At 64.5% G+C, this 26,423-nt stretch carries 23 protein-coding genes; 17 read left to right on the top strand and 6 right to left on the bottom strand.

What is annotated here, in order from left to right:
• Positions 1-157 precede the first annotated feature (157 nt).
• From fumC to cydB, 6 genes are read left to right on the top strand one after another with little or no spacing between them, the layout of a single operon-like run.
• Positions 158-1,594: a class II fumarate hydratase gene (gene fumC / locus AB7G19_RS28195; protein ID WP_247308975.1), complete on the top strand. Its 1,437-nt coding sequence runs from the start codon at positions 158-160 to the stop codon at positions 1,592-1,594.
• A 13-nt stretch (positions 1,595-1,607) separates the two neighbouring features.
• Positions 1,608-2,033 carry a hypothetical protein gene (locus AB7G19_RS28190; RefSeq protein ID WP_441268486.1) on the top strand — a complete coding sequence of 142 codons (426 nt, stop codon included), beginning with the start codon at positions 1,608-1,610 and terminating at the stop codon, positions 2,031-2,033.
• Positions 2,030-2,434, top strand: a complete 405-nt coding sequence (locus tag AB7G19_RS28185; RefSeq protein ID WP_166351885.1) for a hypothetical protein — start codon at positions 2,030-2,032, stop codon at positions 2,432-2,434. Before AB7G19_RS28190 ends, AB7G19_RS28185 begins: the two co-directional genes overlap by 4 nt.
• Positions 2,435-2,476: 42 nt before the next feature.
• A complete protein-coding gene (mqo, locus tag AB7G19_RS28180) occupies positions 2,477-4,015 on the top strand; it encodes a malate dehydrogenase (quinone) (RefSeq protein WP_441268485.1) in 1,539 nt (512 codons plus the stop codon).
• A gap of 18 nt (positions 4,016-4,033) precedes the next feature.
• The gene (locus AB7G19_RS28175) at positions 4,034-5,443 is read left to right on the top strand and encodes a cytochrome ubiquinol oxidase subunit I (RefSeq protein WP_441268484.1); all 1,410 of its coding nucleotides are present in this window, start codon (positions 4,034-4,036) and stop codon (positions 5,441-5,443) included.
• A gap of 2 nt (positions 5,444-5,445) precedes the next feature.
• Positions 5,446-6,432: a cytochrome d ubiquinol oxidase subunit II gene (gene cydB / locus AB7G19_RS28170; RefSeq protein ID WP_441268483.1), complete on the top strand. Its 987-nt coding sequence runs from the start codon at positions 5,446-5,448 to the stop codon at positions 6,430-6,432.
• A gap of 95 nt (positions 6,433-6,527) precedes the next feature.
• On the opposite strand, the gene AB7G19_RS28165 is transcribed toward cydB, so the two are convergent.
• Positions 6,528-7,775, bottom strand: coding sequence for an oxalate decarboxylase family bicupin (locus AB7G19_RS28165; RefSeq protein ID WP_085401753.1), 1,248 nt, complete (start codon positions 7,773-7,775; stop codon positions 6,528-6,530).
• Between the two features lie 240 nt (positions 7,776-8,015).
• Here AB7G19_RS28165 and AB7G19_RS28160 point away from each other — a divergent pair, with 240 nt between their 5' ends.
• Entirely contained in the window at positions 8,016-10,307 is a 2,292-nt protein-coding gene (locus tag AB7G19_RS28160; protein WP_441268482.1) for an FdhF/YdeP family oxidoreductase, read from the top strand.
• A 6-nt stretch (positions 10,308-10,313) separates the two neighbouring features.
• On the opposite strand, the gene AB7G19_RS28155 is transcribed toward AB7G19_RS28160, so the two are convergent.
• The 4 genes from AB7G19_RS28155 to AB7G19_RS28140 form a co-directional block, all read right to left on the bottom strand.
• Positions 10,314-12,278 carry an ATP-binding protein gene (locus AB7G19_RS28155; protein WP_441268481.1) on the bottom strand — a complete coding sequence of 655 codons (1,965 nt, stop codon included), beginning with the start codon at positions 12,276-12,278 and terminating at the stop codon, positions 10,314-10,316.
• A 168-nt stretch (positions 12,279-12,446) separates the two neighbouring features.
• Entirely contained in the window at positions 12,447-12,863 is a 417-nt protein-coding gene (locus tag AB7G19_RS28150; protein ID WP_441268480.1) for a thioesterase family protein, read from the bottom strand.
• A complete protein-coding gene (locus AB7G19_RS28145) occupies positions 12,850-15,993 on the bottom strand; it encodes an efflux RND transporter permease subunit (RefSeq protein ID WP_441268479.1) in 3,144 nt (1,047 codons plus the stop codon). The genes AB7G19_RS28150 and AB7G19_RS28145 overlap by 14 nt, the downstream gene beginning before the upstream one ends.
• Positions 15,990-17,162 carry an efflux RND transporter periplasmic adaptor subunit gene (locus AB7G19_RS28140; RefSeq protein ID WP_441268478.1) on the bottom strand — a complete coding sequence of 391 codons (1,173 nt, stop codon included), beginning with the start codon at positions 17,160-17,162 and terminating at the stop codon, positions 15,990-15,992. The genes AB7G19_RS28145 and AB7G19_RS28140 overlap by 4 nt, the downstream gene beginning before the upstream one ends.
• Positions 17,163-17,185: 23 nt before the next feature.
• Between AB7G19_RS28140 and AB7G19_RS28135 the strand changes: the two genes are divergently transcribed.
• Positions 17,186-17,590, top strand: a complete 405-nt coding sequence (locus tag AB7G19_RS28135) for a hypothetical protein (protein WP_085401748.1) — start codon at positions 17,186-17,188, stop codon at positions 17,588-17,590.
• A 336-nt stretch (positions 17,591-17,926) separates the two neighbouring features.
• Here the strand turns inward: AB7G19_RS28135 and AB7G19_RS28130 are convergent, their stop codons facing one another.
• A complete protein-coding gene (locus AB7G19_RS28130) occupies positions 17,927-18,268 on the bottom strand; it encodes a hypothetical protein (RefSeq protein ID WP_166351901.1) in 342 nt (113 codons plus the stop codon).
• A 305-nt stretch (positions 18,269-18,573) separates the two neighbouring features.
• On the opposite strand from AB7G19_RS28130, the gene AB7G19_RS28125 reads away from it, so the two are divergent.
• From AB7G19_RS28125 to AB7G19_RS28085, 9 genes are all read left to right on the top strand, one after another.
• A complete protein-coding gene (locus tag AB7G19_RS28125; protein ID WP_063984278.1) occupies positions 18,574-19,359 on the top strand; it encodes an alpha/beta hydrolase in 786 nt (261 codons plus the stop codon).
• A gap of 94 nt (positions 19,360-19,453) precedes the next feature.
• Positions 19,454-20,320: an MBL fold metallo-hydrolase gene (locus tag AB7G19_RS28120; protein WP_441268477.1), complete on the top strand. Its 867-nt coding sequence runs from the start codon at positions 19,454-19,456 to the stop codon at positions 20,318-20,320.
• Positions 20,317-21,963 carry a malonate decarboxylase subunit alpha gene (gene mdcA, locus AB7G19_RS28115; protein WP_166351905.1) on the top strand — a complete coding sequence of 549 codons (1,647 nt, stop codon included), beginning with the start codon at positions 20,317-20,319 and terminating at the stop codon, positions 21,961-21,963. The genes AB7G19_RS28120 and mdcA overlap by 4 nt, the downstream gene beginning before the upstream one ends.
• Positions 21,964-21,972: 9 nt before the next feature.
• The gene (mdcC, locus tag AB7G19_RS28110) at positions 21,973-22,290 is read left to right on the top strand and encodes a malonate decarboxylase acyl carrier protein (RefSeq protein ID WP_063984275.1); all 318 of its coding nucleotides are present in this window, start codon (positions 21,973-21,975) and stop codon (positions 22,288-22,290) included.
• The gene (locus AB7G19_RS28105) at positions 22,287-23,225 is read left to right on the top strand and encodes a biotin-independent malonate decarboxylase subunit beta (RefSeq protein ID WP_441268476.1); all 939 of its coding nucleotides are present in this window, start codon (positions 22,287-22,289) and stop codon (positions 23,223-23,225) included. Before mdcC ends, AB7G19_RS28105 begins: the two co-directional genes overlap by 4 nt.
• Complete coding sequence (mdcE, locus tag AB7G19_RS28100) at positions 23,212-23,934, top strand: biotin-independent malonate decarboxylase subunit gamma (RefSeq protein ID WP_063984273.1); 723 nt, start codon at positions 23,212-23,214, stop codon at positions 23,932-23,934. Before AB7G19_RS28105 ends, mdcE begins: the two co-directional genes overlap by 14 nt.
• Positions 23,909-24,589 carry a malonate decarboxylase holo-[acyl-carrier-protein] synthase gene (mdcG, locus tag AB7G19_RS28095; RefSeq protein ID WP_441268475.1) on the top strand — a complete coding sequence of 227 codons (681 nt, stop codon included), beginning with the start codon at positions 23,909-23,911 and terminating at the stop codon, positions 24,587-24,589. Before mdcE ends, mdcG begins: the two co-directional genes overlap by 26 nt.
• On the top strand, positions 24,586-25,467 hold the full coding sequence (mdcB, locus tag AB7G19_RS28090) for a triphosphoribosyl-dephospho-CoA synthase MdcB (RefSeq protein ID WP_441268474.1): 882 nt from the start codon (positions 24,586-24,588) through the stop codon (positions 25,465-25,467). The genes mdcG and mdcB overlap by 4 nt, the downstream gene beginning before the upstream one ends.
• Positions 25,464-26,414, top strand: a complete 951-nt coding sequence (locus AB7G19_RS28085) for an AEC family transporter (protein ID WP_208086004.1) — start codon at positions 25,464-25,466, stop codon at positions 26,412-26,414. The genes mdcB and AB7G19_RS28085 overlap by 4 nt, the downstream gene beginning before the upstream one ends.
• The last annotated feature ends 9 nt before the right edge of the window (positions 26,415-26,423 follow it).

The raw sequence follows: 26,423 nt of genomic DNA, 5'->3' as shown, positions 1-26,423 counted from the left end.
ATCCACGTCCCATGATTTTGCTCGTTGACGGTGCGGAGCGCGCACCATGCCATTCGGCAAAAGGACGTTCATTCACGGAAGCATGCGCGTCATGCGGTGCATACACTTTCTAACAGCGCCGAGATGGCCTTTCGACGTCAACTGCCAAGAGGCACGGATGAACAACCTTCGCAAAGAGACGGACAGCCTGGGTGAAGTGGACGTTGCCGCGGATAAGCTCTGGGGGGCGCAGACGCAGCGTTCGCTCGAGCATTTCAGCATCGGCAAGGACCTGATGCCGCGCGAGATGATCCAGTCCTACGCGATCCTGAAGAAGGCGGCCGCGAACGCCAATTGCGCCGGCGGCCGTCTCGACGGCAAGGTCCACAAGCTGATCGCGCATGTCTGCGACGAGATCCTCTCCGGCCAGCATCAGGACATGTTTCCGCTTCACGTCTGGATGACCGGCAGCGGCACGCAATTCAACATGAACGTGAACGAGGTGATCTCGAACCGATGCTGCCAGCTTGCGGGCACGCCGCTCGGGAGCAAGCACCCGGTTCACCCGAACGATCATGTCAATATGTCGCAATCCTCGAACGACAGCTTTCCCTCGGCCATGTACATCGCAGCCGCGATGAACGTGACGGAGCGGCTCGTTCCGGCGGTCGAGGCGTTGCACGACGCAATCGCGGCAAAATCGAGCCAGTGGGACGACGTCGTCAAGATCGGCAGGACCCACATGCAGGACGCGACCCCCCTGACGCTCGGGCAGGAATGGTCCGGCTATGCCGGCATGCTCGCCGACGATCTGGCCCGCATCGACGACGCGCTCAAGGGGGTCTTCCGGCTCGCCCTGGGCGGCACGGCCGTCGGCACCGGCATCAATGCCGCGCCGGGCTTCGCCGAGGCGGTCGCCGCGGAAATCGCGCGGCTGACCGGGCTGCCCTTCGTCAGCGCACCGAACAAGTTTGCCGTCCAGGGTGCGCATGACGCGCTGGTGCAGCTATCCGGCACGCTCCGCACGCTCGCGGGGTCGCTCTACAAGATCGCGAACGACATCCGTCTGATGTCCTGCGGCCCGCGCGCGGGCTTTGCCGAATTGCTGATCCCCGAGAACGAGCCGGGCTCGTCGATCATGCCGGGCAAGGTCAACCCGACGCAGGCCGAAGCGCTGACGATGATCGCCGTGCAGGTGATGGCGAACGACGTCGCCGTCGGGTTCGGCGGAGCCGGCGGCTATCTGGAAATGAACGTCTATAAGCCGCTGATCATCCACAACATCGCGCAGTCCGTCACCATCCTGACCGATGGTTGCACCAATTTCCGCACCTTCCTCGTCGAGGGCACCGAGCCGAACCACAGGAAGATCAAGGAGTATGTCGAGAGATCGCTGATGCTCGTGACTGCGCTGGCGCCCGTGATCGGCTACGACAAGGCGTCGCGGATCGCGCACTATGCGATGGACAACGACCTCACGCTGAAGTCGGCGGCGCTCAAGCTCGGTTTCGTGACCGAGCCGGAGTTCGACCGCATCGTGGATCCCGCCAAGATGGTCAAGCCCTATGTGGCGGAGATCAAGGTGCCGCTCGCAATCGGCGCGAAGGCCGGCTGAAGGGGCGGCGGCAATGATCCGGTGCGTCAGGCTCTGGACGGGTGCGGATGGCAAGTCGCACTTCGAGGATGGCGTCGTCGAGCTCGCGCGCGGGGCGAGGGGCGATGCGCTCAGCGCAAAGCTTCGGATCGATGCCGCTTCGTTCCACGAAACGGATGCAGATCCGAAACTCGGCTGGCATCCCGACGCAGCGCGCCAGCTCGTCATGTCCCTGAGCGGGACGCTACGGTTCGAAACGGCGGACGGAAGCTTCACGCTGCGCCCGGGCGATGTCCTGTTCACGGAAGATACCGGCGGGACGGGCCACAATTGGACCATGACGGACGAGGCACCATGGCAGCGCCTCTACGCGGTTCTCGAGCCGGACGCCGAGGTGCCGTTCCGGTCCGAACGACGCCGCGCAGGCGGCGCAACCACAATGCAAGGAGAGACACGATGATCCGCTGTGTGCGCCTATGGACCGGAGAGGACAACAACTCGCATTTCGAGGAAGGCTTCCTCGAGCTGGAGCCGGGACAGCGCGGCGACTTCCTGACCGGAAAGATCGATGCCGCCAGCGTCTCCTTTCAGGAAACGGAATCGGGCGGAGCTTTCGCCTGGCACACCGCGCCGATCCGGCAGCTGGTGATCACGCTCAGCGGAACGCTCGATTTCCAGACGCGTGACGGCCACCACTTCCTGCTCCACCCCGGCAACATCCTGCTGGCGGAGGACACCGCCGGCTCGGGGCATAGCTGGAAATTGACCGACGATTCATCCTGGCGCCGTGCCTACGTGATCCTGCGCCCGGGAGCGGACGTGCCGTTCCGCGCCAAGGTGCGGCAATCGGTGCGGGCCTGATCGAGCCATCCAAAGCAGCAACACCCGACGAAGGAAATAGCCATGTCAGCAGCTTCCGACCGCGAAACTGATGTCGTCCTCATTGGCGCCGGCATCATGAGCGCGACACTCGGGGTCTTTCTCAAGGAGCTCGAGCCCTCCCTGTCGATCCAGATGTACGAGATTCTCGGGGATTGCGCGCAGGAAAGCTCCGACTCCTGGAACAATGCCGGGACCGGCCACGCGGCGAACTGCGAGATGAACTATACGCCGCAGCGGCCCGACGGCAGCATCGACATCTCCAAGGCGCTCCAGGTCAACGTGGAGTTCGATCTGTCCCGGCAGTTCTGGTCCTACCTGATCGGTCGCGGAGCGATCGCGGATCCGCAAGCGTTCATCCATCCGGTGCCGCATATGAGCTTCGTGCACGGCGCGGAGAACGTCGAATTTCTCCGGAAGCGGTTCAAGGCGATGTCGGCCCATCATTGCTATGAGGGGATGGAGCATACCGAGGATCCCAGGCAGATTGCCGAATGGGCGCCGCTGGTGATGGACGGACGGAGTGGCGACGAGCCGGTTGCCGCAACACGGATCATCACCGGCACCGACGTCGACTACGGCTCGTTGACGCATCTGCTGGTCAAGCATCTGGTCAGCCAGCCGGGCTGTGCGGTCCACTACAACAGCTGTGTCACCGGACTTGACCGGGAGCAGGGTGGCCGGTGGCGTGTCGAAGTGCGGGACACCGCGAGTGGCGAGACGCGGTCGGTACGCGCAAAGTTCGTCTTCATCGGTGCCGGCGGCGGTGCGCTGCCGCTGCTGGAGAAATCCGGCATCCCGGAGGGGCGCGGCTATGGCGGTTTCCCGGTCAGCGGGATCTGGCTGCGCTGCGATGATCCCGAGATCAACAAGCGTCACCATGCCAAGGTCTACGGCAAGGCGGCGGTCGGATCGCCGCCGATGTCGGTGCCGCATCTCGATACGCGGGTGATCGGCGGCCAGCACTCGTTGCTGTTCGGTCCCTATGCCGGCTTCTCGAGCAAATTCCTCAAGCATGGCTCGCTGCTGGATCTCTTCGAGTCCATTCGTCCCGCCAATGTCAAGCCGCTGCTTTCGGTGGCGCGCGACAATTTCGATCTCACCGAATACCTGGTCGGGCAGGTGCTGCAATCCGAGGGACACCGGCTCGCCGCACTCGACGAATATTTCCCGAAGGCCGACCCGAAGGACTGGAGGCTGCAGGTCGCGGGCCAGCGCGTCCAGATCATCAAGCCCAATGTCAAGCGTGGTGGGTTGCTCGAGTTCGGGACCGAGCTCGTCGGCGCGGACGATCATTCGCTGGTGGCCCTGCTCGGTGCTTCACCGGGGGCTTCCACCGCCGCGTTCATCGCGATCAGCGTGCTCGAGAAGTGCTTCGCCGGGGAGCTGACGGCAAGCGCCTGGCTGCCCAAGCTGAAGCAGATCATCCCGTCCTATGGCGTGTCGCTGATCGACGATGCGGATTTCTGTCGCCAGATTCGTGCAGCGACCGCTGCGGTCCTCAAGGTCGACAACATTCCGCAGCCGGCCGCACGCGCGCCGGCGGCCGCGAAGCGGGCGTGAACCAACGGAGAATGTTCGATGGACCCGACGGCGCTCCTTCTGTCGCGGCTGCAATTCGCTTTCACCATCTCGTTCCACATCATCTTCCCGGCGTTCACGATCGGGCTTGCCGCCTGGCTCACCGTGCTCGAAGCGATGCACCAGTACAGTGGCAAGCCCGTCTACCGGACCCTGTTCGCGTTCTGGCTGAAGATCTTCGGCGTGGCGTTCGGCATGGGCGTCGTATCCGGCGTGGTGATGGCGTTTCAGTTCGGAACGAACTGGAGCGTGCTCTCGAAGATGTCGGGCCCGATCCAGGGCCCGCTTCTCTCCTACGAGACCTTCACCGCCTTCATGCTGGAAGCGGCCTTTTTCGGCATCCTCATCTTCGGTCGCCCCCGGGTGCCGCCGTGGTTCTACCTGTTCTCGACGGCGATGGTCGCGCTCGGGACGACGCTTTCGGCGTTCTGGATCATGGTCAACAACAGCTGGATGCAGGTGCCGACCGGCTACGTCCTGCAGAACGACCAGTTCGTGCCTGATGACTGGACGCAGATCATCTTCAATCGCGTGGTCTGGGTCCGGTTTCCGCATATGCTGCTCGCGTCCTACCTGACCGGCGCGTTCTGCGTGGCGGCAACCGGCGCGTGGTATCTGCTGCGGCGGACCTATCGCCCCGAAGCTCATGTCATGCTGCGGATGGGCCTTGCGCTTGCGGCGGTGCTGCTGCCAGTCCAGCTCTTCATCGGGCATCTCGTCGGCGACTATGTTCACGATTACCAGCCGGCCAAGTTCGCCGCGATCGAGGCGCGCTGGCATGACGAGCAGCCGGCCTCGGAGGTGCTGATCGCGATCCCGGATTCGAGTACCGAATCGAACAAATACGCGATATCGATTCCCGTGCTCGGGAGCATCATCGGAAGCATGAGCCTGACGTCGAAAGAGGTCGGCCTCACCAGCTTCGCGCCGCAGGACCGGCCGCCGGTGCTGATCCCGTTCTTTGCCTTCCGCATCATGGTCGGCTGCGGCTTCGTGATGCTGGGGCTGGCCTGGCTCGGGACCTGGCTCGGCCTCAAGCACCGGCTCGATCGGAACCGCCTCTTGCTGTGGGGCATCTTCCTCAGCTTCCCGCTGCCGTGGGTCGCGATCCTCACCGGCTGGTACACCGCGGAAGTGGGGCGCCAGCCATGGACGATCTATGGCGTGCTGCGGACTGCGGACGCCGTGACGCCGTTCCTGACCGCGTCGGCTGCGATGACTTCCTTGATCCTGTTCGTCGCGGTCTACGCCTTCATCTTCTCGTTCGGGACGTATTACATCTATCGGCTGCTGCGTGCCGGCCCGGCGGGACTCGGCGGCAGGCCGCTCCACGTTCCCGTCCCCAATCGGCCGATGTCGCTCGCCGATCAGGTGCCGGCTGCACGCAGCTATCTCGGGGCGGGAGAATAGCCATGGTGATGTACTGGGTTGCCCTTCTTGCCATCAGCATCCTGATCTATCTCCTGCTCGACGGGTTCGATCTTGGCGTCGGCATGCTGTTCGGGGCGGCCGGGGGTGAGTCGCAACGGGATGCCATGCTGAGCACGGTCGCTCCGGTCTGGGACGGCAATGAAACTTGGCTGATCGTCACGGGCGTGATCATGTGGGGCTCGTTTCCCGTGGTCTACGCCATGGTGATGTCGGCCTTCTATATCCCTGTTCTCGTGATGCTGCTCGGATTGATCCTGCGCGGCGTGGCGTTCGAGTTTCGCGGCAAGGCGCTCAGTTCGCGCTGGGTCTGGGACGTCAGCTTCGTCGTGGGCTCGTTTGCCGCCAGCTTCATGCAGGGCGCGATGGTCGGCGCTCTGGTCGAAGGACTCGAGTTCTCCAACGGCGATTATACAGGCGGAACGCTCGGCTGGCTGACCGCCTTTTCCGCCCTGTGCGGGATCGGGCTCTGCTTCGGCTATTCGCTGCTCGGCGCCTGCTGGCTGGTGCGGAAGTGCGACGGTCCCGTTCGGGATGTCGCACGGCGCCAGATCCCGCCGCTGGCAATCGGCGTGCTGGTCTTCCTGGTCGTCGTCTTTGCGTATGCGCTTGTCGAACATCTTCCGATTCTACAACGCTGGACCGACCGGCCCTATCTGTTCGTGTTTCCCGTGATCGGTGCCGGTGCGGCCGCGATGCTGGCCAAGAGCATCCTGCGCCATGACGACTATTGGCCGTTCCATATGGTCGCCCTGATCTTCGTCGCGGCCTTCGCCACGCTGGCCTTATCGTTCTGGCCCTACATGATTCCGTTCGTCGTCACGATCGACGAGGCCGCGGCGCCCCATGCAAGTCTCGCATTCATGTTCTGGGGCGCCGGCCTGTTCGTATTCCCGCTGATGCTGCTCTATGTGGCGATCGGCTATCGCGTCTTCCGCGGCAAGTCGGCCCCTGCTGCCGATCACTACTGACGGCTGCACGCTCGAAGTTGCCGTGAGCTGTCACGGATAAAAAGAAAGGCGCCGGTTTCGGCGCCTTTCTCGTTCAGAACTCTTGCGAGGCTGGTTCAGGATTTGGGCATGACGCCGGGGCTGTTGTCCGGCCATTGGGCGATCAGCTTCTCGTCGATGTTGAAGTGCTGGGCGACCAGTTTGGGTGGCGTGTGCGTCAGCCAGTAGGAGAGCGACACCTCCTCGTAGCGAGGGGCTCGAAACACGCCGACGAACTGCAGCTCGGTGTCGCCGACGTTCTCGACATAGTGGCCGAGATTGCGCCGGACATAGCCGATGTCGCCGGCCGCGAAGTCCGTCGTGAACGCATTGGGGCCGGTGTCGAACACCGTCATTCGCGCCTTGCCCTTGATGTAGTACTGCCACTCGTCGGCATTCGGATGCCAGTGCATCTCCCTGACAGCGCCCGGCGGCATCGACACCAGCGCCGCAGCGACGGTGGTGGCAACCTTGAAGGTCGTGCTGTCGGCGACGCGGATGCTGCCGGCGGAGCTCTCCTTGACCGGGGCCGAGCCGCCGAGCGAGTGGACGAAGGGGTAGGGCGGCGCTTCGGCGTGCTTCGCAACGGCTGCGCGATCGGCGGCGAGATCGCCGGGCACGGTCCCCTGGAAGATCCAGCGGTTGTGCAGCGGGATCTTTGCGAACGCGTCGGCCGGAACACCGAAGTTCTTCGCCAGCACCTCGGGCGGCGTGTGGGCGAACCAGTCGGTCACCAGGAGCGTGTTGAATTCATTGGCGTGGCCGTCGTCGAAACAGATCACGAACTCGCAACCATCGGGGCCCAAGCCCTGCAGCGAATGCGGCGCGCCCGGCGGAAAATACCAGAGGTCGCCGACTTTGAGGTCGCCGACATAGGGACGCCCCTGCGTGTCGAGCACGGTGACGCGGCAGGAGCCGTAGGTCAGGATCGCCCATTCGGCAGCCTGGTGCCAATGCAGCTCGCGGATTCCGCCGGCAGCCAGCCGCATATTGACGCCGGAGATCTCTTTCGAGATGGCGAAATCCTCGACCGTGACCTGACGGGCCCAGCCGCCATTCTGGATGCGCCTCGGCGCATTGTTGAACGAGGCCCAATCCATCGGCAGGCCGCCGACGTCCGTCGGGGGCGGGGTTTGGGCTGAGGGGAAGTGCTTGGCAAGGTCCGGATCTTGAGGACCGGGATCGGACAGGCTTCCCGGGCTCTTGGCGTTCACGGCGCCTTGCGGCGGCTCGTCCGGATTGCCGAAAGTTGCGGCCTGCGCGCTGGAGCCGACCATGGCGGCGCCTGCCGCGGACATGGCCAGCAAATCACGTCTTGAGAACATCTTGGGTCGCTCCTGAAAAATGTCGAAAGCCCTCCGTAGCGACGGGGCTCCAACTGACAAACCTAGTTTCCGGTCGCCGATTCAGCTTCCGTGAACGCGCTCTTTTTGCCGGAATGCACTGGCTGCTGCGGCCGGCTCCGAACATGTGCAATTGCGAAATTCGGCTTCGTTTTGAAAAGACGGCTCTGCCCGCACGATCCTTAACTGGCCCGGAGAATTGCCATATCGCGAGATATCGAGATGACAACGAAATCGGTTCGTCCCTACCGTGAACCCGCCGGCGGCTGGGGCGCACTCAAGGCGCTCAGCGAGGCGCTTCTGGTGCAGCGGGCGCCGCTGAAGGGTGCAGCGACGCTCAGCAGGATGAATCAGCCGGAGGGCTTTGATTGCCCCGGCTGCGCCTGGCCAGATCCGAAGCACACCTCGTCATTCGAATTCTGCGAGAACGGCGGCAAGGCGGTCGCCTGGGAGACGACATCGAAGCGCTGCACGCCCGAATTCTTTGCCGAGCATACCGTCACGGAGCTCGCGAGTTGGAACGATTACGATCTCGAAATGGTAGGTCGGCTCGCCCATCCGATGGCCTATGACGCCGCATCCGACCGCTATCTCCCGGTGCAATGGAGCGACGCATTCGCCATGATCGGCCGCGAGCTGAATGCGCTGCCGGATCCGAACATGGCGGAGTTCTATACGTCCGGGCGAACCTCGAACGAAGCCGCCTTCCTCTATCAGCTGTTCGTGCGCGAGTACGGCACCAACAACTTTCCCGACTGCTCGAACATGTGCCACGAGGCGACCAGCGTCGGCCTGCCGGAATCGCTCGGCGTCGGCAAGGGCACCGTGCTGCTGGAGGATTTCGACAAGGCCGATTGCATCTTCATCTTCGGCCAGAATCCAGGCACCAACAGCCCGCGGATGATGACCAGCCTGCGCAACGCGGCCCGCCGAGGGGCCTCGATCATCTCGTTCAATCCGTTCCGCGAGCGCGCGCTGGAGCGCTTCCAGGCGCCGCAGAGCCCGGTTGAGATGATCACGCTGTCGTCGACGACGATCAGCTCGAAGCTTTTCCAGGTGCGTGTCGGTGGCGACGTCGCCGTCCTCAAGGGGATCATGAAGATCCTCGTCGAAACGGACGAGGCCGCCCGTGCGGCCGAGCAGCCGGAGATCCTGGACTGGGATTTCATTCGCGGGCACACCGCCGGCATCGACGCGCTGATCGACGATCTCAAGCGAACGCAATGGCCCGACATCGAACGTCAGTCCGGCCTGACGCGCGAGGACCTGGAATATGCCGCCGGCGCCTATATGAAGGCGGAGCGCGCCATCCTTGTCTACGGCATGGGCATTACCCAGCACCAGCGTGGCGCGCACAACGTGCAGCAGATCGCCAATCTTGCGCTCTTGCGCGGCAATGTGGGACGCGACGGCGCCGGCGTTTGTCCGGTTCGCGGTCATTCCAACGTGCAGGGCGACCGAACCGTGGGGATCACGGAGACCCCCAAGGCGGATTTCCTCGAGCGCCTCGAGCACCGCTTCGGTTTCAAGCCGCCGAGCGCGCCGGGACACAACGTCGTGACGGCATTGGAGGCAATGATCCGCGGCGAAGTGAAGGTCTTTTTCGCGATGGGTGGCAACTTTGCCGCGGCCATACCCGACTGGCAGGCGACGCAGGCCGCGCTGCGCAAGCTCGATCTGACCGTCCACGTCTCCACGAAGCTCAACCGCAGCCATCTGATCCATGGCCGCGCCGCCCTGATCCTGCCGTGCCTCGGGCGAACCGAGATCGACATTCAGGAATCGGAGCCGCAGTCGATCACGGTCGAGGATTCGATGTCGATGGTCCACGCCTCGGGCGGTCGCAACAAGCCGGCGTCCGAGCACCTTCTCAGCGAGGTCGCGATCGTCGCAGGCCTCGCCAAGGCGACGCTCGGCGAGCGCACGGTGGTCGATTGGGACGGCTTTGTGGGCGACTACGATCGCATCCGGGATGCGATCGAGGCCGTCTTCCCTATCTTCGAGAGCTACAATGCCCGTATCCGCATTCCCGGCGGCTTCCATCTGACCTCGACCGCGCGGGAGCGCATCTGGGCAACGCCGTCCGGCAAGGCCAATTTCCTGGTGTTTGAGGGCTGCGGCGAGGACCCGCCGCAGGCCGATCCGGATTTCCTGTGGCTCAGCACGATACGCAGCCACGACCAGTACAACACGACGCTCTACTCGCTGTCGGATCGCTATCGCGGCGTCTTCGGCCAGCGCGACGTGGTTTTCCTCAACGAATATGAACTGAAGAAGCGCGGGCTCGTGGACGGCGATCGCGTCGACCTGATCACGGAGTCGACCGATGGCGCCGAGCGGATCGTGCGCAACTTCCGCGTGGTGGCGTATTCGTTTCCGACCGGCTGCTGTGCCGCGTACTATCCGGAGACCAATCCGCTGGTGCCGCTCTATGCCCGTGATCCCCTCAGCTTTACGCCGTCATTCAAGGGCATCCCGATCCGCCTGGTGCGCTCGACCGCCCCGGCGCAATAGAGCGGGTCAGGCGTCGGCGTCCCGACCGGATGGCGGCGATGACGCCGGCGTCGCGATCGGCAGCGTAAACCAGAACCGGGCGCCGCGATCGGTGCCAAGGCCTTCGGCGCCAAGTCCTTCGGTGCTAAGTCCTTCGGCGTCGATCCGGCCGCCATGCGCTTCGACGATGGACCGGCAGATCGGCAGCCCCATGCCCATGCCGGACTCCTTGGTCGTGAAAAAGCTTTCGAACACCCGGCCGGCATGTTCGGCGGAGATGCCGGGACCGTTGTCCTCCACGGAGCAGCACAGGGTTGTCACGTCCTGCGCGGCGGTGGTGATGACGATCTTGCCATGGTCGCGTCCCGCCTGCGCCATCGCTTGCACGGCGTTGATGGCCAGATTGACGATCACCTGCTGGAGCTGGGTGCGGTCGCCGAGCACGAGTGCAGCTTCCGCGTCGGGCCGGTGCAGGATCGTTACGCCTCGGGATTCCATCTCGTGGCGCAGGAACAGAAGCGCCTCGCGAATGACATCGTCAAGCGACAGAACGGCACGCTCCGGCGCCTTGCTTGAAGCCATCCCGTGAACACGCGCCACGATGTTCGCGGCCCGCCTCGTATCCGTGGCCATATTCTCGATTGCGCTGCGGACCTCGGCCATGTCGGGAATGGGCCTGTTCAGCCAGCGCAGCCCGGCGGCGGCGTTGGTCGCGATGGCGGCCAAAGGCTGGTTGACTTCGTGCGCGATGGAGGCGGTGAGCTCACCGAGCATCGAGACGCGCGCCGCATGCGCGAACTCCGCCTGCACCTGCCGAAGTCTCTCCTGGGCGCGGACGCGTTGCGAGATGTCGATCGTGGCGACCAGGCTTATTTCGAGATCATTGATTGGACCGACGCGGGCCGTGGTGAAGAGAACGTCGACGACGCGGCCGTCCCACGTCACCATCTTGGTTTCTTCCTCGAAGTTCGTTTCACCGCGAAAGCGGGACTCCATGGCCCGCCGAAACGTATCCGGGCGTGCCTTCCAGGTGTCGGACATGGAACGCCCGACATAGCCGTCGACGCCTCCTCCGAACATCTGGATGGCCCGTTCGTTGGCTTCCTGAAACGAGAGCGCGTCCATGCAGGTCCGGAGAAAGTCGGGATGGCTGTCGAAATAGCTGCCGAGGTCCTTGATGCCCTCGGCTCGCAGTTTTCGGAACAGCACCACCAGTCTGCTGGCGTCGAGCTGACGGAGGGCGATCGGCATGCGGCCGAACAGGTGGCGGTAGCGCTGCTCGCTCCGCTCCAGCTCGGTGTGGTCCTTCTTCTGGGCGGTGATATCCCTGACCGCGCCGATGAACCGAAATTGTCCGCGCTCTTCCGACGTTCCACGGGCGACCACGCGAATGTGCCTGATCGAGCCATCGCTCAGGATCAGCCGATGTTCCAGGGAAAAGTCGTTCCTGTCGTTCGTGGCGCGATCGAGCGCCTCGCGTACGGCATTGAGATCGTCGGGATGCGTACGCTTCAGGATAGTGTCGAGCGACGGCGGCAAGGTCGGCTCGAGATCGAAGATCCTGAACGTCTCTTCGGACCAGAACAGCTCGCCGCTGGCGACGTTCCAGCCAAAGCTGCCGGTGTGGCTGAGCTTCTGGGCCTCGGCGAGATAGGCGACCTGACGCCGCCGCAAGACGTCCTCGCGCTCGAGCCGGTGCTGCCGCCTGACCAGGCTCGCGATCGCAAGCAACGACAACACGACAATGACGACCAGCAGGGCGAGGGCGCTGGTGGTGAGGTCGATCCCGAGCAGGAAGCACGTGAATGACAACACGCCGAGCGCGACGCCTCCCAGGACCCAAAGGGCGGGATGAGCGTAGCGCGAATGGTCGGGCCACGATGCGCGACAGACCATACCCGTGTGACGGACCGTCGCGGGTTCCTTGCCTTCGTGAGCGAGTCCGAGTTGGGCCAGCAGATTGAAGAGGTCCAAGAGATACTCGCCGGGCATGAGACCAATTCCCGAGCCCGGATGTCCGGACGCGGGATGCAAGCGATGTACCGCAGCGTGGAAAACCGGTCTTTTGCTTTTTCGCGGACCCTTTGTCAAAACGCACGGCGTCGCGATGCGAGCCTGCGCGCAGATCCGGGATGTTGCCGCGGGAAGGATTCCGCGACCTTAAGCCAACGCCGCGGTGGGCCTCGTCACGCCGAAACGCCTCTCGAACTCGGCGACATCGACAACGCCGCGCCGATGGGTCCCGTCGCCGATCTTGCGGCCGCCGTCCCAGGCCTCGACCTCGAACACGACGCTCCTGGCTTCGACGGCGACGACCCGTGCGACCGCGCGCACGGTGCGGCCGACCGGCGTCGCCGCCAGATGACGGACGTTGACCATCATCCCGACGCTGACATAGCCGGTCGGCAGGGACGGCTGGATCGCCGATCCCGCCGCCATCTCCATGTGCAGGATCATCATCGGCGTGCCGTAGACCTCAGGCATTCCCGGCACCACGTGGCCGACCGTCATCTCCGCCGTGACGGTCACCAGCTTTTCCGCCGTCATGCCGACGCTCACCTGATCAAGCGGACTCATGGCCCAATCCGGCATCTGCTTCACTCGTGGAGGGGGCGGGTGTCTCGACCGCATGTGGCTTGCGGTTGGTGAACCAATTGCCGAGCCGGTCGAGATAGAGATAGACCACGGGCGTGGTGTAGAGCGTCAGGATCTGCGAGAGCATCAAGCCGCCGACGATCGTGTAGCCGAGCGGCTGGCGCAGTTCGGCGCCGGTGCCGTTGCCGAGCATCAGAGGCACGCCGCCGAGTAGCGCGGCCATGGTCGTCATCAGGATCGGACGAAAGCGGAGCGTGCAGGCCTGGTAGATCGCTTCCTCAGGGCTCAGCCCTTGATTGCGCTCCACCTCGAGGGCGAAGTCGACCAGCATGATGCCATTCTTCTTGACGATGCCGATCAGCAGGATGATGCCGATGATGGCGATGACGCTGAGATCCATGTGGACTGCCAGCAGCAGCAGCAGCGCGCCGATGCCGGCGGAAGGCAGCGTCGACAGGATCGTGATCGGATGGATCAGGCTCTCATAGAGGACGCCGAGGATGATGTAGATCACGATCAGCGCCGCCCCGATCAGCAGCGGTGTGCCGGACAGGGACGACTCGAAAGCTTGCGCGTTGCCCTGGAACGAGGTCGACAGCGAGGCGGGCTTACCGGTGTCCTTCTCGATCTTCTGGATCGCCGTCACCGCATCGCCCAGCGCTACGCCCGGTCGCAGGTTGAACGAGATCGTCACCGAGGGAAACAGGCCCTGGTGATTGATCAGAATCGGCGCCGGCATGATGACGCTGTGGACCAGCGTGCTCAGAGGTACCTGTTGGCCGGTGGCCGAGTTCAGGTAGATATCCTTGAGCGCGTCAGGCCCATACTGGAAGGCTGGATCGACCTCCATGACCACGTGGTATTGGTTCAGCGAGGTGAACATGGTGGAGACGATGCGCTGACCGTACGCGTCGTCGAGGGTGTTGTCGATCGTCGTGGGCAGGATGCCGAAGCTCGAGGCGACTTCGCGATTGACGGTGACCTGCAGCCTCGGGCCGGCATTGGCCTGGTCGCTCGCGACGTCGGTGACGAGGTCGAGCGCGCGAATCTTCTCCAGGAAGATCGCCGACCAGTGGTTGAGTTCGTTGGAATCGGCGTCCGTCAGCGTGAACTGATACTGCGTCTTCGACAGGCGCGCGCCGATCGTGATGTCCTGGGCCGACTGCATGTAAAGCTTGATGCCCTGGATATGGGCGAGCCGGGGTTCCAGCCGCGCGATCACCTGGTCGGCGCTGGCCTTGCGTTCCGGCTTCGGCTTCAGGACGATGAAGATGCGCCCCTGGTTGAGGGTCGCGGTCGGGCCGCCCGGACCGATATAGCTCGCCACCGACTGGATCGCCGGATCCTTTGACAGGATGTCGACGACCGCCTGCTGGCGTTCGGACATGGCGGGGAAGGAGATGTCCTGGGCAGCCTCGGTGATGCCGACAATCTGTCCGGTATCCTGTTGCGGGAAGAAGCCTTTCGGGATGATCACATAGAGATAGCCGGTCAGCGCGATCGTCGAGAGCATCACGAGCAGCGTCACGAAACGATGGCGCAGCACGATTCGCAGGCCGCGCGCGTACAGCGCAAGCAGGCCATCGAAGCCGCGCTCGAACATGAGATAGAGCCGGCCATGCTTCCTGCGCGATTCGTCCTTCAGGAGGCGCGCGCACATCATCGGCGTCAAGGTGAGCGAGATCACCAGCGACAGCAGCAGCGATGCGGTGATCGTGACGGCGAACTCCTGGAACAGCTTTCCGACGTAGCCGCCCATCAGGAACAGCGGGATGAACACCGCGATCAGCGACAGGGTGATGGAGACGATCGTGAAGCCGATTTCGCTGGAGCCTTTGAGCGCAGCCTCCATGGGCGTCATGCCCTGCTCGAGATGGCGCACGATGTTCTCGATGACCACCACGGCGTCGTCGACCACGAATCCCACCGCGATCGACAGCGCCATCAGCGAGAGGTTGTCGAGACTGTAGCCGAGCACATAGAGGACCGCGAAGGTGCCGATCAGCGCCAGGGGAACAGTGATCGCCGGGATGATGGTGGCCCAGAAGTTCCGCAGGAACAGGAATATCACCATCACCACCAAGGCGACGGTCAGCATCAGCGTGAATTGCACATCGGAAACCGCAGCGCGAATCGTGGCGGTGCGGTCGGCGGCGATCGTCACCTTGATCGCCGGCGGAACGGAAGCCTGCAGCTGCGGCAGCAGTTTCTTGATGCGATCGACGGTTTCGATGACGTTGGCGCCGGGGACGCGCTGGACGGCGAGGATGACGGCGGGGTCCTTGCCGTACCAGCCGGCCAGCAGATCGTTTTCGGGCCCCTCGATCGCCGAGCCGATGTCGCGCAGCCGCACCGGCGAGCCGTTGCGATAGGCGATGATGAGGGCTTCATAGGCGGAGGGCTTCAGCAACTGGTCGTTGGTATTGAGCGTATAAGTGACGCGCGGGCTGTTGAGCGTGCCCTTGGGCAGGTCGACATTGGCGCCGGCGATCACGGTGCGGACGTCTTCGAGGCCGATGCCGCGGGCGGCAAGCGCCTGCGGATTGACGCGGATGCGGATGGCGGGCTTCTGCTGGCCGCCGATACCGACCAGGCCCACGCCCGGCACTTGGGAAATCTTGGGCAGCAGGATGTTTTCCGCGTAGGCATCGACCGTGGTCTGCTGCATCGACTCTGACGTCAGCGCGATCAGCATGATCGGCGTTTCCGCCGGATTCACCTTCCTGATCGTCGGCGGGTAGGGGATGTTCTGCGGCAGGTACGGGCTCGCGGCGTTGATCGCGGAGAGCACGTCGACCGCCGCGCTGTCCACCGTGCGCGACAGCTCGAACTGCACCGTGAGCTGGGCGACGCCGAGTGCGCTGGACGAGGTGAGCTGCGTGACGCCGGGGATCTGGCTGAGCTGCTGTTCGAGTGGCGTCGCGACCGACGAGGCGATGGTTCCGGGGTCGGCGCCGGGCAGTTGCGCCGAGATCTGGATCGTCGGGTAGTTGACGTTCGGCAGCGCGCCGACCGGCAACAGGGGATAGGCCGCGAGGCCGCACAGCAGCAGGCCCGCCATCAGCAGAGCGGTTGCAATCGGCCGCAGGATGAAGGGCGCGGACAGGTTCATGGGAGCGCGTCCTGCACGGAGCTTTGCAGGTCGGCTTCGCGCGCGGCCTTGCCGTGCAGTTCCCGAACCTGGCTTCCTTCCGTCAGCCGATACTGACCGTCGACGACGACGGTATCACCTGATTTCAGTCCCTGGTCGATCAGGGCCTGCCCGTCGCTGATCTGTGCGACGTGAACGGGACGCAAGGAAGCGGTCTGGTTGGGAGCGACGACATAGACATAGCTGCCGTTCGGGCCCTGCTGGACTGCGGAGCCGGCGACCGTCAGCGCATCCTTCTGAATCTTCAGCAGCAGCCGGGCATTCACCAGCTGTCCCGGCCACAGCCGGTGCTCGTGATTGGCGAATGTGGCCTTGAGCTGGACGGTGCCGGTCGTCCCTGCGATCTCGTTGTTGACGAGCAGCAGCGTGCCTTCGCCGAGCTTAATCTTGTTGTCCTGGCTGTAGGCGATGACCTTCAACTGGCCTTTTGCTTCGTGTTCCTGGATCACGGGCAGATCCGTCTGCGGAAGGGTGAACAGCAGCGAAATCGGCTCGATCTGGGTGACGACGACGAGACCGTTCGGGTCGGTCGGATGAATCACGTTGCCGACATCGATCTGGCGGACGCCGGTGATGCCGGGAATGGCCGATGTCAGGCGCGTGTAGCTGAGCTGGACGTTGGCCTCGTCGATCTGCGCCTGGTCCGCTTTCACGGCGGCCTTGAGTTGGGCCACCTGCGCGGTCTGCGTCTCGATCAGCTGCGGGGTCGCATAACCCTTGTCACCGAGTTTACTGTAACGGGAGAGATTGGCTTCGGCATTGGTGAGTTGGGCCTGATCTCGGTCGCGATTGGCCGTCAATTGCTCGATCTGGGCCTCGTAGGGACGCGGGTCGATCTGGGCGAGCAGATCTCCGGCCTTGACGGTCTGTCCCTCGGTGAAGGCGATCTTGACGATCTGTCCCTGAATCTGGCTGCGCACGACATCGGTGTTGTAGGCGATCACGGTGCCGATGCCGCGCAGATAGATCGGAACGTCCTTGCCGATGACCGCCGCGGTGACCACCGGTACGGCCGCGGGCACTGGCGCGGCGGCGACGACCGGCTTCCGGTCCGCGGCGAAGAACCAGAGGCCGGCTCCGACGAGAATCGCGGCGAGAGCGACAAGCGCGATGGCGAGATTTCGTTTCATGAGACCGTCCTGGATGTCAGGGATTGCTTGAGCCGCTGATCGAAGTCGTGCTGCCCGTTGCGGCAGGGCCTTGCACCGGGACGGACGGACTGATTCCGGCGCCGCCGAGCTCGGTGGCTCCGAGCGGTATCCCGACGCGTCCGACCGTCGATGCTGAAGGCAGCGGAGGCGCCGCCGTGATGCTGCCGTTGCAGGTGACGGATGAGCCCCCGGACAGTCCGCCGCCGTCGAACAAGGCTCCGGACGAGGCGGTATTGCCGGATCCGGCACAACCCGCCGTGCTTTGCGCCGGATTGAGCGGCGAAATGCCGGGTGTTGCGATCTCGGTCGATCCCAGCGGAACGCCGACGGGCCGCGTGGATTGCGGGTTGAGCGGCGACGTCGCCAGCATGCCGGTGGAAGGCTGCATTCCCGGCATGGTCGTTTGAGCGGACGTCGCAGCCGGGACGAGCCACAGCATGCCGGCCGTGAGTGCCACGGCGAGCGGTATCAGGGTGAACCGGCGCGAGCTGGATCTTCCCGAGCCGACGTCGTTCGATGGGTGCTGCTCTCGCATGAAAAATGCTCCGGCTGAATGCTGTCGAGCACTAGAGAGGTGCGGAACGGTGGGGTATTTCCAGAACGCACGTCCCGCTACCCGGCAGCACGACGACAACGGGCATTCGACGCATCGTAAGCGGGCATTCGTCTTCGTTCGGCCGCGTCGCCGAGTTGCCTCGCCGATGACAGCGCCGTTGGCCGGCTTTGGCTTCGGCTCGCTTTCGCTATTTCAGAATGGCCCGCACATGCGCGAGTTCCCGGCTGCATGTGCCTGTGTCGCCGTTTTGTTCGGCGGTACGTGCGCGGTCAAGCGAATCCAGCGCATCCGCGAAAACCGCTCCGCGGCCGCCTTCGGCCTCTGCAATCGAGCGAGGCGTCGGTTGATGACTGCGCAGCGCGCTGAGGCTCTCCCGCTGCCAGCCGTGGGCGCCCGCGTCTTTTTCTATGGCCTGATCCAGCTGGATCTGGGTTTTCGCGATGTCGTCCGCACAAGTGCCTGCACGCGCGGGCGAAGCTGCGCACAACAGGATGAGAAGCGCGATCTGGAGATTTGCTGTGGATGTCATGTGTCCGATCCCATGCATGGAGTTCAATCAGCATCAGATGCGACCTCTTGAATGCCAAAGCGGATCGTTCGTCTTTCGCGTATGAACGCCGGCCGTTCACAGTAATGAGAGGTCTGTACGCCTGACATATGCGCTGCGCTTTGAAGTGCGCGCCCTAGCTAGGCAGTGTCCCGAGGATGCACGAGCAGCCGTTGTCTCGATCGGCATGTCCCGACGTGCGAAGTGGCAAGGGCCGTTGTTTGCCGAAATACGCCGGCGAGTGTCGACACTACTGTCGCACCATTCCAACCTGGAGTGATCCCGACATGAAACACCTCAACGCTGGCCTCGCCTTCGCTGCCACTCTCTCCCTGTTCGCGACCGTCGCCCCGGCGCGCGCTGAACCCCCGAAGAACATCGTCCTGGTGCACGGCGCCTGGGTCGATGCGTCCGGCTGGAAGCCGGTCTACGAGATCCTGGTCAAGGAAGGCTTCCGCGTCAGCATGCTGCAGGAGCCCGAGACGTCGTTTGGCGATGATGTCACGGCGGCGAAGCGGCTGCTCGATCTCCAGAATGGCCCGACGCTTCTGGTCGGCCACAGCTATGGCGGCTCGATCATCACCGAGGCGGGTGTTCATCCCAACGTGGTCGGCCTGGTCTACGTCGCTGCGCATGCGCCCGACGTCGGAGAGGACGAAGCGGCGCTGGGCAAGAAGACGCCGAGCGTACTTGGAAAGACCGAAGGCGCCATCAAGGTCACGCCCGACAAATTCACCTATCTCGATCCCGTGCAATTCCCCAAGCTGTTCGCCCCCGATCTGCCGCGCGAGCAGGCGGAGTTCGAATCACGCTCCCAGGTTCTGGCCGCGACGCAGGTGTTCAGCACGCCGCTGACGGCGGCTGCGTGGAAGACCAAGCCGAGCTGGGGCATCGTTGCCGGCAACGACCAGATCATCAATCCGGATCTCGAGCGCTGGTATTACGAGCGCGCCAAGAGCCACACCACCGTGATCCCGGGTGCAAGCCACTCGGTCTACGAGTCGCATCCGAAGGAAGTGGCGGAGATCATCACCCGTGCCGCTCGCAGCATCGATCAACCGGCCACCCGCTGACGCGTTTTGCCGGTCCTGACGCACGGCCGGCAGAAGGAAGGACGGCGGGAGAGACAGCACTCCCGCCGGCCCGACTGCCCCTCCGGAGAATTCCATGAGCATGATCGAGACGACCGGCACGATCCTGGACTGGGACGTGACGACGGTGAAGCGGGCTGGACTGAGCCGCGATCTGCCGTCCGGCAATCCGGACCTGATGTGGGTCGCGAATTCGTCGACTTTGATCTACGGCGAGCGGGATGCCATCCTCGTCGACACGTTCCTCACCGCCGGGCAGTCGAAGACGTTGCTGGATTGGGTCGTGTCGCGGGAACGAAATCTGACCGCGATCTACGTCACGCATGGCCACGGTGATCATTTCTTCGGCCTCGCGCCGCTGCTCGATCGCTTTCCGCGGGCACGGGCCGTTGCCGTTCCCGAGGTTGTCGACGAGATGAAGACGCAGCTTTCGCCGGCATCGCTCGACGGTTTCTGGCGCAAGCGCTTTCCGGGCGAGATCGCACAGCGCCTGGTCGCTGCAGAGCCTCTCGAAGGCGAGCTCACGCTCGAGGGACACAAGCTCGTCGTCATCGACATGGGACGAACCGACACGGCGCGTTCCACCGCCCTTCATGTCCCGTCTCTCGATCTGATCGTCGCCGGCGACACCGTGTACAACGGCATTCATCCTTATCTCGCCGAAACCGACACGCAGAGCCGGCTGGAATGGATCGCCGCGCTCGATCGGCTCGAAGCGTTGAAGCCCCGCTTCGTGGTGGCCGGACACAAGAAGCCGGAGAACGATGACGATCCGCGCAGCATCGCGGAGACCCGGCAATATCTGCTCGATTTCAACCGCCTCGACCAGGCGACGATTTCTCCGCGCGAACTCTACGAGGCGATGCTCGCGCTTCATCCCGACCGTGCCAATCCGGGATCGCTCTGGAGCGGAGCCAACGCCGCAAAGGGGCCAAGGTCATGACGAGCTGGCAGAACAACCGCGCCGCGCGCGATGCCCGCATTGCGGCCGGTGCCGGCCTGGCCCACGGCAAGGTCGTGGAAGCATCCGACGCAACGCGCCTGCTGGAGGCCGTGATCCGGCCGGGCGACCGGGTTTGCCTCGAAGGCGACAACCAGAAGCAGGCGGATCTCTTGAGCCGCGCGCTGCTGGCGGTCGATCTGTCCAAGGTCAACGATCTGCACATGGTGCAGTCGGGCGTCGTTCTGCCCGAACATCTGGACCTGTTCGACCGCGGGGTCGCGAAGCGGCTCGACTATGCCTATTCCGGGCCGCAATCGGCGCGCATCGCGCGCATGCTGTTCGGCGGCAAGATCGAGCTGGGAGCAATTCACACCTATCTCGAACTGTTCGCGCGCTACTTCATCGATCTCACCCCGCACGTCGCCCTGATCGCCGCCGTCAGCGCCGACCGTGACGGCAACCTCTACACCGGCCCGAACACCGAGGACACGCCCACCGTGGTGGAGGCAACGGCGTTCAAGGACGGCGTCGTGATCGCCCAGGTCAACGAGATCGTCGAGACGGTTCCGCGGGTCGATATCCCGGCGGACCGCGTCCATTTCGTCGTCAAGTCCGACAAGCCGTTCTTCGTCGAGCCACTGTTCACGCGCGATCCGGCGGCGATCACCGAGGGGCAGATCCTGACCGCGATGCTCGCGATCAAGGGCATCTATGCGCCCTATGGCGTGCAGCGGATCAATCACGGGATCGGCTTCAGCACGGCCGCGATCGAGCTTCTGCTGCCGACGTTCGGCGAGAGGCTGGGCCTGAAGGGCAGGATCGCAACCCACTTCGCCCTGAATCCGCATCCCGCGCTCATTCCCGCGATCGAGTCCGGTTGGGTCCGGCAGATCCACTCCTTCGGCTCGGAGGTCGGCATGGACGAATACATCCGGGCCCGATCCGACGTCTATTTCACCGGCCCCGACGGCTCGCTGCGCTCCAACCGCGCGTTTTGCCAGACCGCCGGACTCTATGCCTGCGACATGTTCATCGGCTCCACACTGCAGATCGATCTCCAGGGAAATTCTTCGACCATCACCACCTCGCGCATCGCCGGGTTCGGCGGCGCGCCGAACATGGGCGCGGATGCGCGCGGGCGCAGGCATCCGAGCGAGCCCTGGCTGAAGGCCGGCGCGGAGGCCGATCCGGACAGCCCGGCGCCGTTGCGCCGGGGCCGCAAGCTGGTGGTGCAGATTGGCGAGACTTTCGGCGACAAGAACGTCCCGTTGTTCGTCGAGAAGCTCGATGCGATCGAGCTCGCCGAGAAGCTCAACCTCGAGCTCGCGCCGGTGATGATCTACGGCGACGACGTCACGCACATCGTCACCGAGGAGGGCGTGGCAAACCTCCTGTTGTGCCGTACGGCGCAAGAGCGCGAGCAGGCGATCCGCGGCGTCGCCGGATACACCGATGTCGGTCGCGGGCGGGATCGCAGCATGGTCGCGCAGCTGCGCGAGCGCGGCGTGATCCGGCGGCCGGAAGATATCGGCATCAATCCGCTCGATGCGGATCGCAACATGCTGGCGGCGCGCTCGATCAAGGATCTCGTGCGCTGGTCGGGCGGGCTCTACGCGCCGCCGTCGAAATTCAGGAACTGGTGAGGACAGGCCATGGAAGATCTCAGCTTTCATCATCCGGTTCGCGAGCGTGCGGGCGGTATCAGGCAGAGCGCGATCGTGGGCGTGGTCGCCTCGGGCAATCTGGAAGTCCTGGTCGAGCGCGTCCTGCCGGATGCGGAATGCGCGGTCGAGATCAAAACCGCGGCGATGGGCTTCGGCGAAGTCTGGAGCGCCGTCATTGGCGATTTCGTCGAGCGCTATTCGCCCGGCGGGCTGAAATTTTCCATCAATGACGGCGGCGCGCGGCCCGACACGGTCTCGCTTCGGCTGGCGCAGGCGGTGCGATTGATCGCGGGGAGCGAGCAATGACCGCGCCGCTCCCGCACATCGCCCCGGCCGAACGGGCCCGCAGCACGAGCTTCAACGAGGCATCGGCGCGGACGAGGCTTGATCTGCTGCTTGATGCCGGCAGCCTGGTCGAGTTCATCGGGCCGGAACAGCGCGAGGTCAGTCCGCATCTGGAGATATTCGGCCTTCCCGAGCAGTTCGATGACGGCATCGTCGTCGGCCATGGCCGGCTCGGCGGCGCGCCGGTCTTCGTCGCCGCGCAGGAAGGACGTTTCATGGGCGGCGCCTTCGGCGAGGTGCACGGCGCCAAACTGCTGGGTCTGCTCCGCGCAGCGCGCGAGATCGGATCGATCCCCGTTCTGATCCTGCTCGATACCGGCGGCGTCCGGCTGCAGGAGGCCAATGCCGGTGAGCTCGCCATCGCCGAGATCATGCGTGCGGTGATGGAGGCGCGCAGTGCTGGCGTGAAGGTCATCGGCCTGATCGGCGGGCGCTCCGGCTGCTACGGCGGCGGCGGTCTGATCGCAGGCTGTTGCTCCGCGCTCGCCGTGTCGGAGGCGGGACGGATCGCGGTTTCGGGCCCCGAGGTGATCGAGACCAATCGCGGCGTCGAGGAGTTCGACTCCCGTGACCGTGCCCTGGTCTGGCGCACCATGGGCGGCAAGCACCGGCGGCTGCTCGGTGCAGCCGACGTCTTCGCCGATGACACTGTGCAGGATTTTCGCGAGGCCGCACTCGAGCTGATCGGGTTGATCGGCCCCTTCGGCCTCGACCGGCTCAGGGCGGAGCAGGGGCGTCTGGCCGACAGGTTGCGCCGCTTCGGCGCTTGCCAGGACGCCGTCGATATCTGGACCGTGGAAGGTGTTGCGCATGCGGAAACGGTTCCGGAATTGCCGGCCGACCAGTTCATTGCGCTCGCTAGCAGGATCGGGAGGAGCAGCCGTGACGCTCGATGACATTCTCGCCTCGCTGTTTCCCGACGGCCATGAGGTCAGGAACGACAATGGCGTCATTGCCGGCGCGGCGACGCTGCGGTCCGGCGGCAGGATACTCGTGATTGGTGTTGCGGATCGGACTGCGCTCGGCGTCGACGAGGCGATCAGGCTTTCCGCGCATGTTCTGGAGTCGATCGACCGGGGGAGCGGACCGATCCTGGTGCTCGTCGACAGCGACAGCCAGCGCATGAGCAAGCGTGACGAGCTGCTTGGGCTCAACGAATTCCTCGCGCATCTGGCGAAAGTGCTGATCCACGCGGACATGCACGGCCGCCCGACCATCGGTCTTCTCTACGGCCACTCGGCGGCGGGGGCCCTGCTTGCGACGGGCCTTGCGACGCGCGTGCTGGTCGGATTGCCCGGCGCCTCTCCCGCGGTGATGGATCTGCCGTCGATGGCGAAGGTCACCAAATTGTCGATGACCGCTCTTGAGGAGAAAGCCAAATCGACGCCGGTTTTCGCGCCGGGGCTCTCCAATCTCGAGCAGATGGGTGCCGTTCATATGACATGGAGCGATGCCACCTCACTCGCAGACCAGCTGGAGGCGCTGCTCGCCGACATGCCGGCTGCGCGGGATCGAAGAGATGCGCTCGGTAAGGAGCGCGGTGGCCGGCCGAAGGCCGCCGATATCGCGGAGCGCGTTCGTGACCTTGCCCTGCAAACCCGCTGAACCGCCGGTCGGTCGCCACGACCTTGTCTTTGTCAGCCCGCAGGGTTGGCGCGCGATGATCGGGATGCGCGGCGATCTCGCAGCCGACCCGCTGGTTTCGCGTTGGTCCGAAATGGGATGGCCGACGATCAGGCGGCGCGCTCTGCCTAGCGAAGCGACCGGCCTTGCGCTCGGCCTGCCGTTGCCGCCCTCCGCCGGCAAGAAGCGGCTGTCGTTTCTCGCGGATATCAACCACGTCACCTCGGTCGCGAGGCCGCCCGCGCTGCGGCAGGTGCGCGCCTCGGCGCCGCGCAACTGGTGGCCGACGCTCGATCGGCTCGACGGGCTCGCGCTCCGTCATTCGGTGGATTTGCGCGTGTTCGGCAGCCTCGCATGGCAATCGCTGACCGGGCTCGATTACGTGACCGCTCGTTCCGACCTCGATGTCCTGTTCGCGTTCCCCCACGAAACCGATCTGGATCGTCTCGCCGCCGAATTGGCTGCGATCGAGACCGATGCGCCGATGCGGCTCGATGGCGAATTGATGCGCGCGGATGGTGCAGCGGTGAACTGGCGCGAATTCCATGCCGGCACGGACCAGCTTCTGGTCAAGAAAATCGGGTGCGTGGCCCTGCTCGACAGGGATCGATTCATTTCGGGAGCGATGGGATCATGATCACAGCGGCCGCGCGAAACATCGAACCGCTTGTTGCCAGCCGGGGGCAGACGCCGTCCGGTATCCGGGCCATCGGCGGCTTCGCTGCCGATTGCCTCGCCATGGAGCTGGAAACCTGGCCCAAGCCGGGGCTCGTGAGCCATGTCGACAATGGTAGTCACGTCGACATGGATGCCGGCACGTTTCGTCGCAGCGCCGCGGCCATCAGGCCTTACCTTCAAAGTCTTGCCGAAGCGGGCGCGCTTGGCTGCGGCATGGGAGTGCTGCGGGTCATCGGCCTGGAGGCCGAACGGGCGATGCTCGAGGCGACCGCGGGCGTTAATACGCATCGCGGCGCGATCTTCGGTCTTGGCCTGTTGTGCGCGGCGGCCGGTGCGAGGGCCGGCGGGCTGGTCGATCCGGCACTTCCGCTCGGCGACGTCGTGGCACGCCTCTGGGGCGCCAGCATACTCGACGGTCCGGTGTTGCTGCACAGCCATGGCAGCGCTGCTCGCCGCCGCTTTCGCGCAGGCGGAGCCCGTATCGAGGCGGCGAGCGGGTTTCCCAGCGTCTACCGGATCGGCTTGCCGGCCCTGCGGAGAACAATGCCTGCCACGCCCGAGGATGCGGAAGCGGCTCGGGTCGAAGCGTGCTTTGCCCTGATTGCGTCCGTGGAAGACACGAATCTGCTGCATCGTGGCGGGCTCGAGGGGCTTCGTTTTGCGCGTCGCGCGGCACGTCGTTTCATCGACGCCGGCGGCGTGCGCGCTCCCGGCTGGCGCGTCAGCGCGCGATGGATCCATGAAAGCTTCGTCGCCCGTCGTCTCAGTCCCGGTGGCTCGGCTGACCTGCTTGCGATGTCGCTCTTCGTCGATGCCCACGACGCGCCGGGGCCATGATGTCCAATGCAATCCTGATGGCGCTGGTGCCGGTGTTCTTTGTCTTGCTGCTTGGATACGCCGCCGGAAGGTTTCATGTCGTCGACAATCTCCATGTCGATGCTCTCAACGCACTCGTGATGGATTTCGCCGTGCCGGCGTCCCTGTTCGCCGCGACCGCCTCAGCGTCGCGCAGTGAGATGATCGAGCAGGTTCCGCTGTTTCTGGTGCTCGGCATAACGATGTCGTTGCTCTATGCCGCCTGGTATCTTGCCGCGCGCAGGTTGTTCAAGGTGTCGCGGCCCGATGCGTCGATTCAGGCACTCACGGTTGGCTTTCCAAATCTTGCCGGCGTCGGTCTTCCAATCCTGACATCCGTCGCGGGACAGGCGGGCGCCGTTCCGGTCGCCGTCGCATTGGCAACCGGTTCGGTCCTCATCAGCCCGGTGACCCTGATCATGGCGGAAATGGACGCCGCCAGGTCCCGTGGCGAGGAAATGGCGGCGCGGCAGATGCTGACGGCAGTGGGGCGTGCGATCACCAAGCCGGTCGTGCTCGCGCCCGTCTTCGGCATCCTGTTTTCCGTGTCGGATCTGAGCCTCGACGCGCTCGCTCATGCCTGCCTCGCCCTGATCGGGAGTTCGGCCGCCGGCGTCGCGCTGTTCCTGACCGGAGCCATCCTGTCGGCACAGTCGTTCCGCCTGAACTGGAAGATCGCGGCCGCAACCGTGGCCGCGGACGTGGTTCGGCCGCTCGCAGCCGTTGCAATCACTCACGTCTTTCCAATCGCTCCCGACACAGCGAGGACGGCCATTCTGCTCGCCGCGGTGCCTTCCGGCTTTTTCGGCATCCTGTTTGCGGTCAACTACCGGCTGGACTCGGCAGCGGTCGGATCGATGGTCATTTCGAGCACCGGATTCAGCGTCGCGACCATGGCGGTCGCGATCGCCGTGCTCTTTCCGCACTAGGCGGCAATC

This window comes from Bradyrhizobium sp. 215_C5_N1_1, from assembly GCF_052075935.1.
In the GTDB taxonomy this organism is placed as follows: Bacteria; Pseudomonadota; Alphaproteobacteria; order Rhizobiales; family Xanthobacteraceae; genus Bradyrhizobium; species Bradyrhizobium barranii.
The sequence above is the reverse complement of the archived record's forward strand: the minus strand, read 5'-3'. Positions and strand labels throughout refer to the sequence as shown.

Coding starts and splice junctions, on each gene's coding strand:
- fumC (WP_247308975.1), top strand. CDS start 158: ATGAACAACCTTCGCAAAGAGACGGACAGCCTGGGTGAAGTGGACGTT.
- AB7G19_RS28190 (WP_441268486.1), top strand. CDS start 1,608: ATGATCCGGTGCGTCAGGCTCTGGACGGGTGCGGATGGCAAGTCGCAC.
- AB7G19_RS28185 (WP_166351885.1), top strand. CDS start 2,030: ATGATCCGCTGTGTGCGCCTATGGACCGGAGAGGACAACAACTCGCAT.
- mqo (WP_441268485.1), top strand. CDS start 2,477: ATGTCAGCAGCTTCCGACCGCGAAACTGATGTCGTCCTCATTGGCGCC.
- AB7G19_RS28175 (WP_441268484.1), top strand. CDS start 4,034: ATGGACCCGACGGCGCTCCTTCTGTCGCGGCTGCAATTCGCTTTCACC.
- cydB (WP_441268483.1), top strand. CDS start 5,446: ATGGTGATGTACTGGGTTGCCCTTCTTGCCATCAGCATCCTGATCTAT.
- AB7G19_RS28165 (WP_085401753.1), bottom strand. CDS start 7,775: ATGTTCTCAAGACGTGATTTGCTGGCCATGTCCGCGGCAGGCGCCGCC.
- AB7G19_RS28160 (WP_441268482.1), top strand. CDS start 8,016: ATGACAACGAAATCGGTTCGTCCCTACCGTGAACCCGCCGGCGGCTGG.
- AB7G19_RS28155 (WP_441268481.1), bottom strand. CDS start 12,278: ATGCCCGGCGAGTATCTCTTGGACCTCTTCAATCTGCTGGCCCAACTC.
- AB7G19_RS28150 (WP_441268480.1), bottom strand. CDS start 12,863: ATGAGTCCGCTTGATCAGGTGAGCGTCGGCATGACGGCGGAAAAGCTG.
- AB7G19_RS28145 (WP_441268479.1), bottom strand. CDS start 15,993: ATGAACCTGTCCGCGCCCTTCATCCTGCGGCCGATTGCAACCGCTCTG.
- AB7G19_RS28140 (WP_441268478.1), bottom strand. CDS start 17,162: ATGAAACGAAATCTCGCCATCGCGCTTGTCGCTCTCGCCGCGATTCTC.
- AB7G19_RS28130 (WP_166351901.1), bottom strand. CDS start 18,268: ATGACATCCACAGCAAATCTCCAGATCGCGCTTCTCATCCTGTTGTGC.
- AB7G19_RS28125 (WP_063984278.1), top strand. CDS start 18,574: ATGAAACACCTCAACGCTGGCCTCGCCTTCGCTGCCACTCTCTCCCTG.
- AB7G19_RS28120 (WP_441268477.1), top strand. CDS start 19,454: ATGAGCATGATCGAGACGACCGGCACGATCCTGGACTGGGACGTGACG.
- mdcA (WP_166351905.1), top strand. CDS start 20,317: ATGACGAGCTGGCAGAACAACCGCGCCGCGCGCGATGCCCGCATTGCG.
- mdcC (WP_063984275.1), top strand. CDS start 21,973: ATGGAAGATCTCAGCTTTCATCATCCGGTTCGCGAGCGTGCGGGCGGT.
- AB7G19_RS28105 (WP_441268476.1), top strand. CDS start 22,287: ATGACCGCGCCGCTCCCGCACATCGCCCCGGCCGAACGGGCCCGCAGC.
- mdcB (WP_441268474.1), top strand. CDS start 24,586: ATGATCACAGCGGCCGCGCGAAACATCGAACCGCTTGTTGCCAGCCGG.
- AB7G19_RS28085 (WP_208086004.1), top strand. CDS start 25,464: ATGATGTCCAATGCAATCCTGATGGCGCTGGTGCCGGTGTTCTTTGTC.